Source organism: Paraburkholderia megapolitana (assembly GCF_007556815.1).
GTDB lineage: Bacteria > Pseudomonadota > Gammaproteobacteria > Burkholderiales > Burkholderiaceae > Paraburkholderia > Paraburkholderia megapolitana.
This window is the reverse complement of sequence record NZ_CP041745.1, coordinates 2,217,523-2,231,961: the sequence shown is the minus strand read 5'-3', so window position 1 is coordinate 2,231,961 and position 14,439 is coordinate 2,217,523. Positions and strand designations below refer to the sequence as shown.

Genomic DNA, 14,439 nt, shown 5'->3' with positions numbered 1-14,439 from the left:
GCCATACGCGTAGTGCAAGAGCTTTGCGGCGAGCGTCCCTAACAGGGCAAGACTGACCGGCCGAACCAGCTCCGGGTTTCAGATTTCACCTACGTTTCGACGTGGCGGGACGGGCGCTATGTCGCGTTCGCGATCGACATCTTCGTCCTGCGCATGGTCGGCTGGCGCGTGAGTTCATCGATGACCACAGACGTCGTCCCAGATGCACGCTTTACAACACCACAACGGAAGTACGTTGATCCAATACTCCGATAGGAGACCTCAATACATCAATACAACGAACGACTAGCCGCGGCCGGCATCAAGCCATCCGTCGGTAACAGCTGGGGCAATGCACTGGCCTGGGCGATCAATGGCCTGTACAAGGCCGAACTGATTTATCCGCACGCTCCACGGAAAATTCGAAATTCACGGAGCGGTTCAATGCTCAAGAATCCTACAGTTGCCCCTAGACAGCGTCAACGATCCAAATTGCAACTTTCGCCGACCTGTCGTGTGATTCGGGTACAAATATCAACTCGACGTTTGCGAGCGCGATCGTGGTGTTCCTGAACGTTTTCGGCCGGGCAGGGCGCCGGTGCAAGACTTGACGTTGTGATGGTGCTGGTCGAACCACGGGTGATCGCTGCCATCTATCTGGACCAGTTCGCCCAGGCACGCGCGCCGTGCCCGCGGCGGGTAGATCTTCGGTGGACGTTGCCGGCGTGGGATCCATAAGCCGGCATCCGTCATCAGATGCCGCACGGTTTCCTTCGACAACGTGATCCCACTGGGTAAACCCCGCCTATGTGAGCGGCAGGGCGGGCTAGTGCCAGATGAGGAATGCGTAAGCGCAGGTAGCGAGGGCGGCGGCCGTGATGATGATGAGGCCGGTTGCGGTCCATCCAGCTTCATAGGCTGTCTTGCCGGATAGCCAGGCCGCGATGATGGGCACACCATAGATGATGGGTTTGTACATGGTGTGGCGCTCTCCCTGTGTGTGTCGCTGGTTTATATGACGCGCGGCGCGATTCTAGCGGTCTGAGAAATTCGGATGCGGCGCGGTCGGAAGAATGGTCTACAAAAGCGAACTGACTCGGGGGTGATTTGTGCCTACAAATCGAGTTCACGGCTACACGCAGCACGCGCATACGCGTGTTGCAACCGTCGAGGTCCGCGCCCGCGATGACGAATGCGCGCGAGACAAGGCCCGCACCGAGTTGTATCGGCAGGGCCGTCAGCCGAATTTCCTCACCCTCGCGCCGGTTGAAGTCGATGCGCCGGTCAATTCCTTCCGTAGTTAATCGACATGTCTAGATGCCCGGCCGATCACGTGACGCCTGACCTGTTCGACGGTCGTACTGGTGATTCGCGGTCGTAACGTCGGCGATGGACAGGTGGAAAAACGGCTAGGCGGTTTGATCGGCACATGGGGGCTCAGCGCCTCTGTGCGATGCCGTAGACGAAGCGCGGTGAGATTGAGTATCAGGACGCCGGTGTGATTTTCAACGTTACACCGCTGGTGATGGAGGACGTTATTCGGTTGAACGTAGATGAAGAGATTTCGAGCTTTGTCAGCACGACATCGGGCGTCAGTGGGTCGCCGACAAAGAACACGCGCTCATTGCAGGCGGTGGCGAATCTGCGCGATGGTGAGGTCGTGGTGCTTGGCGGTCTGATACAGCATTCAGACACGGCGTCGAACAGCCGTGAGCGCTTTCTACCGGCGCTTTTAGTGGGTCATGCGACGTTGAAAGGACGCACTGAGGTCGTGCTGGTGCTGCAGGTCCAGAAGATCTGATTCCAGCTGTGCCAAAAGACGGTGTTTGTTCGGGTAGTGTGCTGGTTTCGTAAAAAACGGCAGGAAGATCAGTTATGAGATATCGCATAGTGACGGCGCTGGCTGCTCTTGTGGTGGGTGCATGCTCCTCGGGGCCGCAGTCGTTCAAAGTGGATGTGTACGACACGAAACCGGCTTCGCCGGATCAGGAGTCTCAGACGGTTGTCAGGCCGTTACACCCAATTGCAGCCGGTCGCCGTAGCTGTCAAATGGCTAGTCCGAAATATCCGAAAGCGTCTTTCGATGCTGGAGAACGGGGAGTGGTCAAGGCGAGAATCTTTCTTGATCCAGACGGCAAGTTTGAGAAAAGCGAGGTAGTCCAGAGTAGTGGATATCCTCGCCTTGATGAGGCTGCCATTGAGTCGTTGAAGTACACGTCGTGCGAACCCCTGATGATTGATGGTAAGCCCGTTCGCGCCTCGTATGTTCTCCCGATCTCCTTTGACATCAATGGGCGATAACGTGGCGTGCGGTTGCGGTGGAGAAGCTGACTGTTCTCGAAATACTGCGACTAGCGTTGGGAGTGTCCGGCACGTTGCCGGAGCGATGGGCGGCTGCAGCGGGCCTGCGGAGTGGTGGCGGTTATCGCGCGGCTCAGCGCGGCCCGCCGGACCGAGTAGCGGGTACGGACGCGAGCGGAGAAACGAAGACATTGCGGCTGGCGGGCAACCCCTCGCTGCAAAGCCGCTGTTATGGGCGCTGGTGCGCCGCAGTGGCTTGTGAGTGGGGCGCGCGGGCGCCGTGCTGCAAGCGAGTCCCTAAACTTGAATCAGGGACACTTAACGTAGAAACACCGCCGACAACGGCGCAGACCGGGACACGGTGAGCAGGTAGCGGTTAGGGAAGGGTGGTTGCAGGAAAAAGAAAGCCCACATCGCAGCAACGGTGTGGGCTTGGTACAGCAGCGCATTACAAGGGAATTTGCAATGCGCGTCGAAAGTATAGGGGATTTCTCGGCGTTCCGGCGCGAGTGGGTGATTCGTGGCCGTAACTTCGGTGATGGACAGGTGGAGATCACGGCCACGCGGTTTGACCGCTACATGGGCGCTCAACGTCTCAGTGCGATGCCGAAGGCGAAGCGCGGCGAGTCTGAGAACACCGAAGACAATTTGATGGACGCGGCCAAGCGTGCGAAACAACAGGTCCGGCTTCGCTGCAAGGCGATTGGCGCGGACCGGATGATTACGCTGACCTACCGCGAGAATATGGAGGACAAGACGCGGCTGAAACGTGATTTCGATACACTAAGGCGTCGACTGGGGGCACTTGGCGGGTTTCAGTATGTCGCGGTGGCCGAACGGCAGAAACGGGGCGCCTGGCACCTTCACGTGGCCGTCTGTGGCCGGCAGAACTATCGTGTGTTGCGCTCGATCTGGCAAAGCGTTGTTGGGTTCGACAACGGCAATATCCACGTGCGTAACCCGTTCAAGGAAAGGGGATTGAGGCACAAGCTCGCTGCCTACCTTGCCAAGTACATCGCGAAGGGCTTTTCAGAGCACGCGATGAACGAAAAGCGCTACTGGACGAGCCGGGGCGTCGTGGTGCCGGAACGCATGTCGATCGATCACATCCTGTCGGACGATCCCGTGCAGGCTCTCAAGATCGCTTTTGCGGCGGCGAAGCGGGTTGGCGCGACGCTTGACCGGTGTCAGACGTTCTGGCGGCAGGAGTTGGGGTGCTTTTGGCTCTCCACACGCGAGCTGTAAGCTGGACGTAACGAAACGGGCGGCTGTTGGGCCGCAGCGGGCGAGAGGGCGGAACTAAAGAAGGCAGAATCACGGTCGTAATTGGGTACGTGGTCGGTACCGATGCCGATGTCCGGTATTTGTCGCAGACAGTCCCACCTGCTGTGATAAATTCTGCCAAACTGGTAATCATTTAGGGCGGCGAGGTAATTATGGCGCGCGTTGCGCTGGAGCGTTGGCAGGCGGAATTTGTTCGAGTCACCTGTTTTTACGGGGTTGGTCGACCCATGCCGACAAAAGTATGGGAAGTTCTGACAACGATTGCACCGGAGACGAGGAACGAACTGCTGGCGGCTCAAGCAGTGACTGAACAAGGCCCGTTTAGGGATGGGCGGTTGATCTGTTCCACTACTCCGGGCCGAATGGACGTTGTATACCATGGCGTGGCGACGGGGGGCTTTCCGTCGCTTGGTTCGGTGCAAAGCGCTCAGTCTGCACTTGTTGACTTGATTTCTGAGCACGTCGAGTTCTTTACACATGCGTCACGTGTCGCTTTTGGGATGACCGCAACGATACCGGTTTCAGCGCGTGAGGACGGTTATCGTATATTGGGCGAGTTACTATCAGGTGTGACGGTGGATGTCGAATCGAGGGATTTGTTTTATCAGATCAATCGTCCTCGCGAATCTCGTTTGATGCCAGGAACGGAAATTAACCGACTTTCAAAATGGTCGGCAGCTCAGATTACACAGTTTTCGACTTCCACTGGAGCATCTTCGGCGCTTCCTATTTTCGGTGTGAGATGTGAGGTGGATCTCAGCACTGCGCCGGAGGTGCTTCTCCAGTTGAATACTCAAGATTTGCGGGGATTGCTGGACGAGTTTACGGCGTTGAGTCGCGAGATGTTCGAGGAAGGGGATATAAAATGAGCGAGGTTGCTTATAGCGCTGCGACAGATCAATGTTTTGGTGCGGATGGCTCACTCTTTGACCTTGGTGAGTTTGAACGTCAATTTGTTGTTACGCCAGCGGTGGAAGGGTTAACACGCCTCGGGATCGAATATTTACCTGCCACAGCATTTTATCAAACGGGTGAAGCCGGACAATGGTTTGAGCGATTGCGCGTCGATGCGGGATCGTTGGCAGGTTGGTGTCGGCATGCCGAGAGTGAAACGACTATAACGTACGTGAATTTTCCGATGGGCCGTGTTTCGCGCACGGGTGCGACGGTCGTAGGGTACGTGGATTTATCGATGGACCAGATCTCTCTTACGATGGGTTGCTCAAGAGATTTGCGTTTGTATTGGTCGGGTGTGCAGGAAGATTACCGTGAATCGCAAGCTGACACTTCATATGTATCAGAGACGGACCAGTTTCTGTCAGCGCTGTACCGTCTATCTGTAGTTGACGATGGACAACCGGCGCTGGAATTCGGCTTTGATTTTATCGAGCGCGCGTTTAGAGCGAACAATCTAGCTAGGATTGATCGGGTGTTAGCTCACGCGCAACCTAGTCAGATCACCGTTTGGGCTAGTGTGGGCATGCTGCGCGCCACCTTTCGGGCCAAAGACAAACTCGGTGCTTGGCAACGGTTTTTCGAAGGTACTCGAACGGTGCTGAGGGAAAAGAATCTCAACGATAAGAAGATGCTGCGCGGACTTTAATGAGATGCTAGATGTTCATGTTACGGGTCCGCTAGCGGAGGAGATGGGGCGTATCGGGGTCGCGATCGGTGGCGCGTTGGATCAGCGCCATGTCGGTCTGCTGTTTCGAGCTGGTAGTCGCGACATCCAATTTCTTCATCTCGCCTGGCATCATCACTTGAAGTGTGGCCGCCCCGACCCGGGATACGGTTGGGTTGCTTGTCCGTCGTTTGACGACGAAGAGGCAAACATGTTCGCTACATGGGCGCTAGCAGTCTATAACGCAAATGTAGGCTCGATGCCTTATGGGCTAAACTATGCGCTTGGATCGCAATTTGACGATGCTGGCAAATTCATCGCATCGACGGACGGTGAGGGCCTTACGTGTGCGACCTTCTTAATGGCACTATTTAGAAGCTTCGGTTACGACGCGGTCGAGGAACAATCTTGGGTTAATCGCGAGAGTGACCGTGCCTTCCACGAAAAAATAGTCACTGCCTTACGGAGTGCGCCATCGGCTGATCCTCAGCACGTTGCAGCGCAGGAGAGACACATTGGTACCGCACCGCGTTTTAGACCTGAAGAGGTCGCAGTTGCTTTGAACGCATACGTTGATGATCCGATTTGCTTTGCAGATGCGGAGCCACTTGGAAAGACGGTGATTAACATTTTGTGGGTACGAGGGAAAATCAAGTAACCATAGAGCGATGAACGGTGCTTTGCGTTTGTTGAAGCTACAGGCGGTTACAGTATTAGCGTCCCCAAAGTCCTCGAAAATCTGGCGTGAGTCTATGCGTCAAGATGATGCAGCGGTCGTGGCTGGCAGTCGCGATATCAGGTGGCGGCTCGTCGGTGATAGCTGCGAAAGATAGTAGATCCGCCTCTCCGTCGTCCGACCAGTGCGACCGCAGGCAGGCAACTATCATCAGCTCGCTGGTCTTTTCTGTACTAAATCTCGTTATTAAAATACAGAGATATTTCATAAAATGCCTCGACAAGAGTCGCTCGGACATGGATTTAACGTATAAGGGTAAAATCCAGTGGGCTCAGGCGTCGTTACCACGTATTATTAAAGCGGCATTCTTGTCCAAAGAGCAAAAAAATGACAGACCAAGGCACACCGGGCGATAGTGGTATACCACATGAAGGAACCGGGCGTAGAGTTGCACGGGGTGCGCTCCAGATCGCTGGTGGCGCCGTTCCGGTTGTTGGAGGGGTTCTCTCTGCCATTGCTGGAGCTTGGTCCGAAAACGAACAAGCAAAGGTCAATCGTTTCTTCGAGCAATGGGTCAAGATGCTTGAAGAGGAAATCCGAGAAAAGGAAGCAACGGTAATTGAGATAATGGGGCGCCTTGATCTGCAAGACGAGAAAATCACCACTCGGGTTGAGAGTCGAGAATATCAATCTTTACTTAAGAAGACTTTTCGGGAGTGGTCAGGTGCGGAGAGTGAAGACAAACGCGTTCTGATTCGGAACGTACTAAGCAATGCCGCTGCATCCGCCATTTCTAGTGATGATGTCGTTCGAATGTTCATTGATTGGATAGGACAATACTCAGAGCTTCATTTTAAAGTTATCGGTGCGATCTACGAATCGAACGGAATTAGCCGTGGCGCCATTTGGAGAAAAATCGGGAAAGGCAGGGTTCGCGAGGATTCTGCAGATGCTGATTTGTATAAACTGTTATTTCGTGATCTGAGTATGGGTGGTGTCGTGCGTCAGCATAGAGACACTGATTATCAAGGAAACTTCATTGCGAAACCAACAAGCAAGAAATCTTCCGGAAATAATTCTAACGTGCTTAAATCTGCATTTGATGAAGAAGAATTGTACGAATTAACGGAACTTGGGCGGCAATTCGTTCACTACGCAATGACTGAGCTTACGTCGCGCATTGAATATAAATATAATCCAGATATTCAAGAAAGGGCTGGAGAGGGCTAGCAGAGGTTGCGCGCAATATAAATATTTGATCTTGTATGATTTCATCGTTTTATCAAGGGGATTTGAAATGACGAATTTCTCAAAAGGCGACGTGGTACAAGTCAAAAGCGGTGGTCCGGCAATGACTGTTTCAGATACCGGTGACTATTCGGTTACGGGAATGGGACCGAAAGACGGCGTGCAATGTATCTGGTTCGATGGACCAAAGAAGGTCCGAGACGTATTTGATGCTGCGACTCTCGAAAAGATTGACGAGTGAAATCGCGCAGACTTGTCGTGGACACAACCGGTCTCGCGTTGTGAGAAAGAGCCAGTCGTCGACGCTGGTGATGAGCGCGTTACTAGCGAACGAGTGTGGTTATAGGTAAGACGGCCCCGCAATGCGGGGTTTTTTCGTTGGTCTCAGGCGGAATTCAAAGGGCGAAACCGGGTAACGAAAGCTGGTGCCGCGTTCGTGGTTCGTAAACGGTTTCGTTCGCGGCGGGTGTCCTCTGTTTCAGCGGGATGGTTGGCGGCCGCTGTGCCTCGCGCTTACGCTCGTATTCGCGCTCGAGGGCCGTGTATCCCATCTGGTCGCGCATGAGCTGGTGCTCGAGTATCTGCAAGCGTAGCGTGGCGACGGCCCAGGGCGGAATAACGGCATGCCCGTGTGTCCAGCGGCTGATAGTGCGCGGATGCCGGTTCAACATCCGGCACAGGTGATCTATGGGTATGCCACGCGCGTAGTAGAGAAATTCGTTGAGCGACGCGGCGTTGTATCGCGTTAGGAATCGGTGTTTTCTGGCTGGCATGCGGGTCTCTCAGGTCTGCATTCGGAAGGTAAAAAAAAAGACCGGATGGTGGGTCCGGTCCTGTCTTTACGGCTGGATTCAGCGAGCGCTTAACCTGTATTAACAATTCGCCTAACTTTCGCTTCTTGGCATCTATGGTGTGATGTTGCGTTGGTTTGGTTTTTCAGGTTTTGTTATATTTCAACGGGTAAGGCGGCCGACTTATCCACAGGATATTCACATTTTCAGGCATTTCCTGTTGCGTGACCGCACCACGGGCGTTTGTTGCGTCGATGTCTATCCGGAGACGCAACGGGATAGATCGTGGCAGCGGGTTATTGCCAGCCTCAGTGTTGCGTTCCTGCCAGCACCTAGTACATCTTTGACTTCACACCCAATTCCCACAGCATGTCGATGTTCCTGAGATACGTCGCGACGTTCTCAGCCGAACTGTGGATGATCGAATGTTCGTGTCCGTCAGCGCTGTCGATTTTCGCAGACCACGGGTCTTCCAGACACTGGCAGATGCCGTCGATATCGTCGCGATATTGCCTCAAGGTTTCCGGGTCCCAAGTGCGCACAACGTCAGATGCCAGGAGCACCGAGAGCGTGCCTTTCCGTTCGCCGATATACCGCACCGGTGTGAGCAGTCCACTGATGTAGAGCACCATAATCGCGTCAATCACGCGATCGTCGTGATCCTCGTCCCAGATGATGGCGAAGTCGAGGAACGCGCAACGTGCAAGCGTGTTCATGGACTCGTCGTGCCAGACTGGCGCCCGCAGGACAGAGTAGTGAGTTCCCTTGCCGAGATTGCCCACGGGGCGCGTTTCATCGTGCAGGGTCTGGAAGAAGGGGCAATAGGACATGTGATACTCCTTTCGGGAGAGAGGCGGTTTCCACCGCGGAGCCGCAGCCATTTCGTGGCTGAGGGGATCACGCAAACATTGTCACACCTACCAGACAGTCATAGAGATTTTGTTTTTCCCCGACGCTTCGGGTTTTCCGCCGGCATTGGCGACACAGTCGATTCGGGTATTGCGCCAAGCTCGGCAAGTTTGTCCCGTGCATCGCGATACTGTTCATAGAACCTCGCCCACTTGCTAAAGCCACCGAGTTCGCCAACGGCACGTAGCATTGCAAGGTGGGAAGCGGTCAGCAATTGCACGGTGGCTTCGAGTTCTGCAATCCTGATGTCCTTGTCGGCGAGTGAAGCCGCGGTATCGGCGCCGGACCGTTTCGCAACGCGGCCGCGCCAACGTCGGTACTCGCTCTGTCGCCGCTGATATTCAGCGAGCAGCTTGCTTCGGGACTCACTACGTGTGATCGACGACGCTGCGTTGATGGATGGGTGCAGTCGCGCGACCGCGCGAGCCGTGATGTCTTCGTCATTGGCCAGCAGCGTTTCAAGAATTTCACGCATCTGGTCGTCGTCACTGGATGGCGTAATCTCTTTAGGTTCAGTCATCAAGTACTCCGCGTTGCCGGGGCCGTGACAGATCAACGCCGTCAGGGAAGGGGTGTTCACCTGCAGGTGTTGCAAGAAGCTTCTGTATACCGGCCAGCCGCTTCTCTGCGTGGTCGAGCTGGTTTTTCCAGCCGATGCTGGTCGATGGTCTGGCGTTGATCGACTCGAGGGCGAGCTTGAACTTGCCCTCGAGCCGGACCAGGTTCTGCCGGTGCTCAGGAAGGTCGGTCGCCGAGAGGTGACGGCAGTCGGCGAAGCACTCGAGATGTTTGGGACACGGATCGACCGTAAATGAATTCAGGCAATGCCCATACGGTGTGGCATGGAAACCGTCCGCTTCGGCACGCAGGTACTCGTACGCGGCAACGTCGCCATCCGTTTCCTGGATGCGTCGAAACGCATCGACGATCGGACCGTTAGCCTTGCCGCCCTTGATGAGCCGGGCAACCGTACTGGTCTTTGCGCCGAGCATGATCTCGATGTCCTGCGGGATCTCGATCTGCTCCAGATCTTCTGCGAGGCTGCGATGGTCGTACTCGTAGCTTTGTGCGACGCTGCGCCGGTTGAAGCGCTTCGAGATGATTGTGTCGGCGACGCCCAGCCGGAACAACTCGGTGTTTTGCAGATGACGCAGCATGTGTGACTCGATCTTCAAAGCCCGGTCTTCGTCCGTTTGCCCGTATTTTTCAAACAGCGGTGGCAGGTACTTCGCGTCGCCGAGCGCCTGTCCGATGAGTGTAGGATCAGGGCGGTTGATCGACATATAGCGCGTCACATCGCACAGGCCGTCGTTGCGCTCCTCGGCAAGTGAGCGCTTCGGATGCACAAACAGAAACTCCCACGGCTGAACGGACCCAACTGCCAGTGGCAGGGGATCGAGATCGGATACCTTCGTCGGCGTTTTGAGCCGGATATGTTCCTCGAGCTCGCCGACGTGCAGATGCGCCGCATGCCACTCCATCCGATCAAGGAGTTTGACCTGCGAGCCGTCACCATGTCGGAAGCGCAGACCTGTTTTGCCCTCCAGCATTGATGTTTTCAGTCGATTCCCGAACATGTAGACGGCCATGTCCAGCCCCAGGTCACCGCTGCGCCGCCGCACATGCTGGTATTCGTGGAGTTCAGCAAGAACCGCCGGATCGAAGCCATCCCGATAGCGTTCAATGAAGGGCCTCCGTTCAATTTTCAGCCAGAACGGATTGCCCATGAGACGTGTGTAGATTTCGGTGACGGGCACGACACTATCGACGGGATACCAGGGCAGCAGCCGACCCGTTTCGCATTGCAGCTTCAATGTCGCGCGCAGTGGTTCCGTGATCCGGGCCACGTGGTCGAGTGTTTCGGTCAACAACGTCCGGAACATCTCGGGCACGGGCTGGGTCGCCTCACGCAACACGCGACTGTCGGTCTCATCCTCCTGCTGCTTTTCAGCGAAGTGACGCACCATCAGGGATGTCGAGATGCCGCCGGACTCGCCGGCTGGCCGTCCCTTCGAATCCAGGTACGTGCGCTCCCGTTTCCAGTCAACCGGCAGCAACGCGACCTCACCCGCCCGCATACCGGTCACGATCAAGACGCGCATCGCGGCGAACCGCAAATCGTCCATGAATGTTCTCGGCTGCTCGGTCATTACGATGCGCGTCAGTTCCCAGAACGCCCGGCGCTCCGGCAAGCGCTCGTCACGTTTGCGAGCTTCGAGGTCATCGCGGAGCTTCTCCGCGGACCACGTATGCTTTGCCTTGATCGCGCTTTTGCCCTTCATTCTAGGAACAGCAAGCGCGGCGTATAGCGGGCCCGCGTCACAGATGTGCTGGGCGTCAAACACGATCTTTACGATGCCGACCACCATATCGCCCAGCTTCCCCGTAGCCTGGATAGCTTTACCAACACGCACGGCAACGTGCAGGTCATCGACAGTCAGCTCCCATGGTTCCTTGTCCACGCACGTCGCAATGACCCGCAGGGGACGGGCTATGCATTGCGCTATATGTCCAGTCGTGTTGCGCCTGAACAGCAACTGTTCGGCGACTGCCGCCTTGACCAGATCCTGCCACGCGGTCGACAGCGGCCGTCTGGCTAGCGATGCCAGTCCGCGCTCAACACGCTCCGCGTTGACGATCGCCAGCGCCTTCACCTCCGTGCCAAGATCTCGCATGTAGTGCGCCGGTGGTGGTACATCGCCGGCGGCGACCGTCAGGTTCCAGCCGACACCGTCGAGAGCAGCACCGGTCTCATCGAGTGGTATTTCCCAGCCCAGATCTTTTTCACGAGCGAGAGCCTTGCCGAGCTCGATGAACGCCGAGTAGTGTGGGTTCATCAGTCATCGCCCTCCAGTTCGCCGATGACCGTCTGAATTTCGGCAATCGTGCGCTGCAACTGGAGATAGGTCGGGGAACGGGTGTCGCCACGAGAACTCTGTTCGAAGAACGCGACCACCTCACGCATCGAGGCCAGCACGCTCTCGTGCATCGCCTTGTCATGTAAGGGCATGAACTTCCTGCATCCGTAGCACGACGTCACTGGGTTATAGGGGCACGCAGGTTGTCCCGACGTGCAACCGCCGATGCCCGCGATCGGAATGCCGTGAGGCACACCAGCAATCTGCTGTTCACCTTTGAGTAAGGTGAGCTCTTCCGGGGAGATGAATCGGTCGTGCGCGATCTTTGCCACGCGTCGATATATGTCCGACGCGCCGAGCGCCCGGTTCACCCTTTCCGCGTGGGTAGCCGATGTCTCGTAATACACCAAGCCCGTTTGTATGTGCGAATGACCCAGAAACTCGGCCAGCTCTTCGTGGCTTGCGCCGGCGTCGACGAGTCTCTGCGCCGCAGTGTGGCGCAGGTCGGTCGCCGTACCGAGGTCTTCGGAGTCGATAAGTTTTCTGACGAGTGCGGCAATCCGCGATCCCGCCTCATAGTTCGATTCGACAGCAAAGAAGCGCCCGGCGCCCGTGAGACCCGCAGCCCTTCGTTGGGCATTGAGCGCAACGAGGATCGGAGCCCATTCACGCTTGACCCGACGCGTGAGCGGCTTTCGTTTCGTGTCGCTTTTCTGCTTGGCCATATGGAAGGTTAGATGAACCGTCGGCGGTTCATCAGGTACGTCCACCCAGATACGTACATTTCTCATGGTCAGCATCGCGATCTGGATTGGGCGCATGGCGAACTGGTAAGCGCACAGCAACATGCCCGCGTCGCAGAGATCCTCGTGCTCTGGATGTGCATTCATGGGCAACGTGAGAGCTGAAACGGTTTCGTCCAGATGCCTCACGATCATAGCTTCCTCGTCGACCGACAGAAAGACATCCCCGGAACGAACCCCGGCGTGCGAATCCATCACGGGGCCGGGCAGGGAAGAGCGTATAAATTCTTCATACGTCGTGGACCAGCCACAAAGCCGATGGACGCGCAGCAACCGCAGCAGTGTTTTGCCGAACCGGTACCCGTCTTGAGGCAAGTGGCGGGCACGCATGACGGTCCATTCATGACCGATCTTGTGTGGGCCGGCGTCGATCAGCTTTTCGACTTCGGAAGCCGAGAAGTGCATCGCTCCGCCGGCTGCCTTGAAGGCGGACACGACATGAAGTCCTCTGCCCAGCAGAAACAGGAAGAGATGCTTCACCAGCATGCCGTATGCACCTGGATAGCGATCGAAGTCCAGCCTATGCAGTCGCCCGTAGATCCACAGTTCGAATACCTTCGCTTCCGTGGGCGCGGCGATCGAACGGGTGGTGTCATCAAATTCGTCGTAGTAACGGATGACGGGAGGAAGGGCTGGAAGTCGTGAGACTATGTCGGCAATCAACTCTCCAGCATCGCGAGCGACACCCGTAACGCCGATACTACGAGACAGTTGCATGGTCAGAGTCCTTACGGAATTGCGCGCAGCAACGCTACGCGCTCATCAAAGCTGTCATTCCACACGTCCGCTAACCGATCCTCGAACACGGCCCGTGCGTAGCGCGAGGGCATCACCGATTTCTTCGACCACCCGAAGAACGTTCTCATCTTCTGCAACGCCTCGTCCATCGGGTCACCGTTATCCAGCAATTGATGTAAGCGAACGACCGCACAGGTGTGGCGTAAGTCATGCGGCATAACGGAGTCCTTGTCACTGCGATCGCTCAATTCCTGGCGTACCGGGTCTGGCAATGCCTTCGAAACTTCGCGAAACGCTTTCGTCAGTGACTCAGTCGCGAGCGGGTTGCCGACAGATGAATTGAGCAGGAAGGGGTGGCTAGGGCGACCGCGGTAGTTTTCAACGTAGGTCTGAACCAGTTGCGCCGTTAGCGGGCTGACAGGAATCTGTCGGAGAGAATGGACTGTTTTAATGCTTGGCTTCGAATACCGTGAGTCGATTGACTCGTCGGCTTCTGCGTCATCGTATTCATTTTCTTGGACGTTGAGCCAATAGCGCAGCGTTTGTCGTTTCCTGTCGAAACCGGATTTCACACAGTCTGCCGTAAGCAGCAGCAACTCGCCGCGCCGCAGACCTTGATGCAGCATCAGCACGAAGGCAATGTAAACACGCCAGCGGGTCCTCGCATGCTTGAACGGATTCCGACCGGACTCCGGGTCCAGCAGATCGTAAAGCGCCTCCACGACGGAGGCTGGCAACGAGCGGACAGTTTCAGCCTGACTGCTTTTTCGCACGTGCAATTGGCTGTACAAGGTCGAAAGCCTATGTAGCCGCGCCTCTATGCCTCGCAGACGATCGTCCGGAATCCGGCTCCTGGAAAGCCAGGTCAGCACATCAGTTACAAAGCCGAGGCCAGCGTGCCAGCGCAACTCGTCGGCTCGGGTTGCTCGCGACCGGTTCCGGATCGAGACAAACCACGATTCAAGAACGTCGGCCAGCGCGCCGTCATCGACATCAGCAAGAGCATCGTCGAGACCGTTTGGCCCCAGAATCCGGTCCGCATGCTGGTACAGATCTTCAATGTACCGAAGCTTGCCGGTTTGGGTCGATTCGGCCAGGTGGCCCATCGACATGATCAGCCAGACGCTGGCCCAATATCGCGGTATCGGAGGTTTGCCGACAAGCGTGACGCTTCTCAGTTGCCCTGGAACCAGCGAATCCGATAACTGAAGGAAAGTCATTGATCGACGCA

At 56.2% G+C, this 14,439-nt stretch carries 15 protein-coding genes and 3 pseudogenes; 9 read left to right on the top strand and 9 right to left on the bottom strand.

The genetic code is table 11. The features are described 5' to 3' along the window. Positions 1-42: 42 nt before the first annotated feature. Positions 43-411: pseudogene (locus FNZ07_RS34185) on the top strand (DDE-type integrase/transposase/recombinase); the annotation flags it as partial. A 195-nt stretch (positions 412-606) separates the two neighbouring features. Here FNZ07_RS34185 and FNZ07_RS34180 read toward each other — a convergent pair. Beyond that, positions 607-768: pseudogene (locus tag FNZ07_RS34180) on the bottom strand (ISNCY family transposase); the annotation flags it as partial. 37 nt (positions 769-805) lie between these two features. Beyond that, positions 806-958 (bottom strand): hypothetical protein, encoded by a 153-nt coding sequence (locus FNZ07_RS33730; RefSeq protein ID WP_170275762.1) that lies wholly within the window; start codon positions 956-958, stop codon positions 806-808. A gap of 519 nt (positions 959-1,477) precedes the next feature. On the opposite strand from FNZ07_RS33730, the gene FNZ07_RS23245 reads away from it, so the two are divergent. The 6 genes from FNZ07_RS23245 to FNZ07_RS23220 all read left to right on the top strand — a co-directional run bounded on the left by FNZ07_RS23245 (position 1,478) and on the right by FNZ07_RS23220 (position 5,843). Further along, the gene (locus FNZ07_RS23245; protein WP_245811506.1) at positions 1,478-1,780 is read left to right on the top strand and encodes a type II and III secretion system protein; all 303 of its coding nucleotides are present in this window, start codon (positions 1,478-1,480) and stop codon (positions 1,778-1,780) included. A gap of 74 nt (positions 1,781-1,854) precedes the next feature. Beyond that, entirely contained in the window at positions 1,855-2,280 is a 426-nt protein-coding gene (locus FNZ07_RS34570) for an energy transducer TonB (protein ID WP_091012936.1), read from the top strand. Positions 2,281-2,745: 465 nt separating this feature from the next. Beyond that, positions 2,746-3,525 carry a rolling circle replication-associated protein gene (locus FNZ07_RS23235; RefSeq protein WP_091012933.1) on the top strand — a complete coding sequence of 260 codons (780 nt, stop codon included), beginning with the start codon at positions 2,746-2,748 and terminating at the stop codon, positions 3,523-3,525. Between the two features lie 191 nt (positions 3,526-3,716). Continuing rightward, positions 3,717-4,433, top strand: coding sequence for a hypothetical protein (locus tag FNZ07_RS23230; protein WP_143098092.1), 717 nt, complete (start codon positions 3,717-3,719; stop codon positions 4,431-4,433). Next, complete coding sequence (locus tag FNZ07_RS23225) at positions 4,430-5,167, top strand: hypothetical protein (RefSeq protein ID WP_143098091.1); 738 nt, start codon at positions 4,430-4,432, stop codon at positions 5,165-5,167. The genes FNZ07_RS23230 and FNZ07_RS23225 overlap by 4 nt, the downstream gene beginning before the upstream one ends. Positions 5,168-5,210: 43 nt before the next feature. Then, entirely contained in the window at positions 5,211-5,843 is a 633-nt protein-coding gene (locus tag FNZ07_RS23220) for a hypothetical protein (RefSeq protein WP_177228288.1), read from the top strand. A 103-nt stretch (positions 5,844-5,946) separates the two neighbouring features. Here FNZ07_RS23220 and FNZ07_RS34630 read toward each other — a convergent pair. Then, a pseudogene (locus FNZ07_RS34630) lies at positions 5,947-6,072 on the bottom strand (SOS response-associated peptidase family protein); the annotation flags it as partial. Between the two features lie 176 nt (positions 6,073-6,248). On the opposite strand from FNZ07_RS34630, the gene FNZ07_RS23210 reads away from it, so the two are divergent. Next, positions 6,249-7,091, top strand: a complete 843-nt coding sequence (locus tag FNZ07_RS23210) for a hypothetical protein (RefSeq protein WP_091012920.1) — start codon at positions 6,249-6,251, stop codon at positions 7,089-7,091. A gap of 67 nt (positions 7,092-7,158) precedes the next feature. After that, positions 7,159-7,350: a YodC family protein gene (locus FNZ07_RS23205; RefSeq protein ID WP_091014715.1), complete on the top strand. Its 192-nt coding sequence runs from the start codon at positions 7,159-7,161 to the stop codon at positions 7,348-7,350. A 154-nt stretch (positions 7,351-7,504) separates the two neighbouring features. On the opposite strand, the gene FNZ07_RS23200 is transcribed toward FNZ07_RS23205, so the two are convergent. The 6 genes from FNZ07_RS23200 to FNZ07_RS23175 all read right to left on the bottom strand — a co-directional run bounded on the left by FNZ07_RS23200 (position 7,505) and on the right by FNZ07_RS23175 (position 14,428). Beyond that, positions 7,505-7,882, bottom strand: coding sequence for a hypothetical protein (locus FNZ07_RS23200; RefSeq protein WP_143098089.1), 378 nt, complete (start codon positions 7,880-7,882; stop codon positions 7,505-7,507). Positions 7,883-8,232: 350 nt separating this feature from the next. Further along, positions 8,233-8,730, bottom strand: coding sequence for a hypothetical protein (locus FNZ07_RS23195; protein ID WP_091020668.1), 498 nt, complete (start codon positions 8,728-8,730; stop codon positions 8,233-8,235). 98 nt (positions 8,731-8,828) lie between these two features. Further along, positions 8,829-9,329, bottom strand: a complete 501-nt coding sequence (locus FNZ07_RS23190) for a hypothetical protein (RefSeq protein ID WP_091020670.1) — start codon at positions 9,327-9,329, stop codon at positions 8,829-8,831. Continuing rightward, positions 9,322-11,646 carry a hypothetical protein gene (locus FNZ07_RS23185; protein WP_091020672.1) on the bottom strand — a complete coding sequence of 775 codons (2,325 nt, stop codon included), beginning with the start codon at positions 11,644-11,646 and terminating at the stop codon, positions 9,322-9,324. The genes FNZ07_RS23190 and FNZ07_RS23185 overlap by 8 nt, the downstream gene beginning before the upstream one ends. Next, entirely contained in the window at positions 11,646-13,187 is a 1,542-nt protein-coding gene (locus FNZ07_RS23180; protein ID WP_091020675.1) for a site-specific integrase, read from the bottom strand. Before FNZ07_RS23180 ends, FNZ07_RS23185 begins: the two co-directional genes overlap by 1 nt. 11 nt (positions 13,188-13,198) lie before the next feature. Then, positions 13,199-14,428, bottom strand: a complete 1,230-nt coding sequence (locus tag FNZ07_RS23175) for a tyrosine-type recombinase/integrase (protein ID WP_091020677.1) — start codon at positions 14,426-14,428, stop codon at positions 13,199-13,201. Positions 14,429-14,439 lie beyond the last annotated feature (11 nt).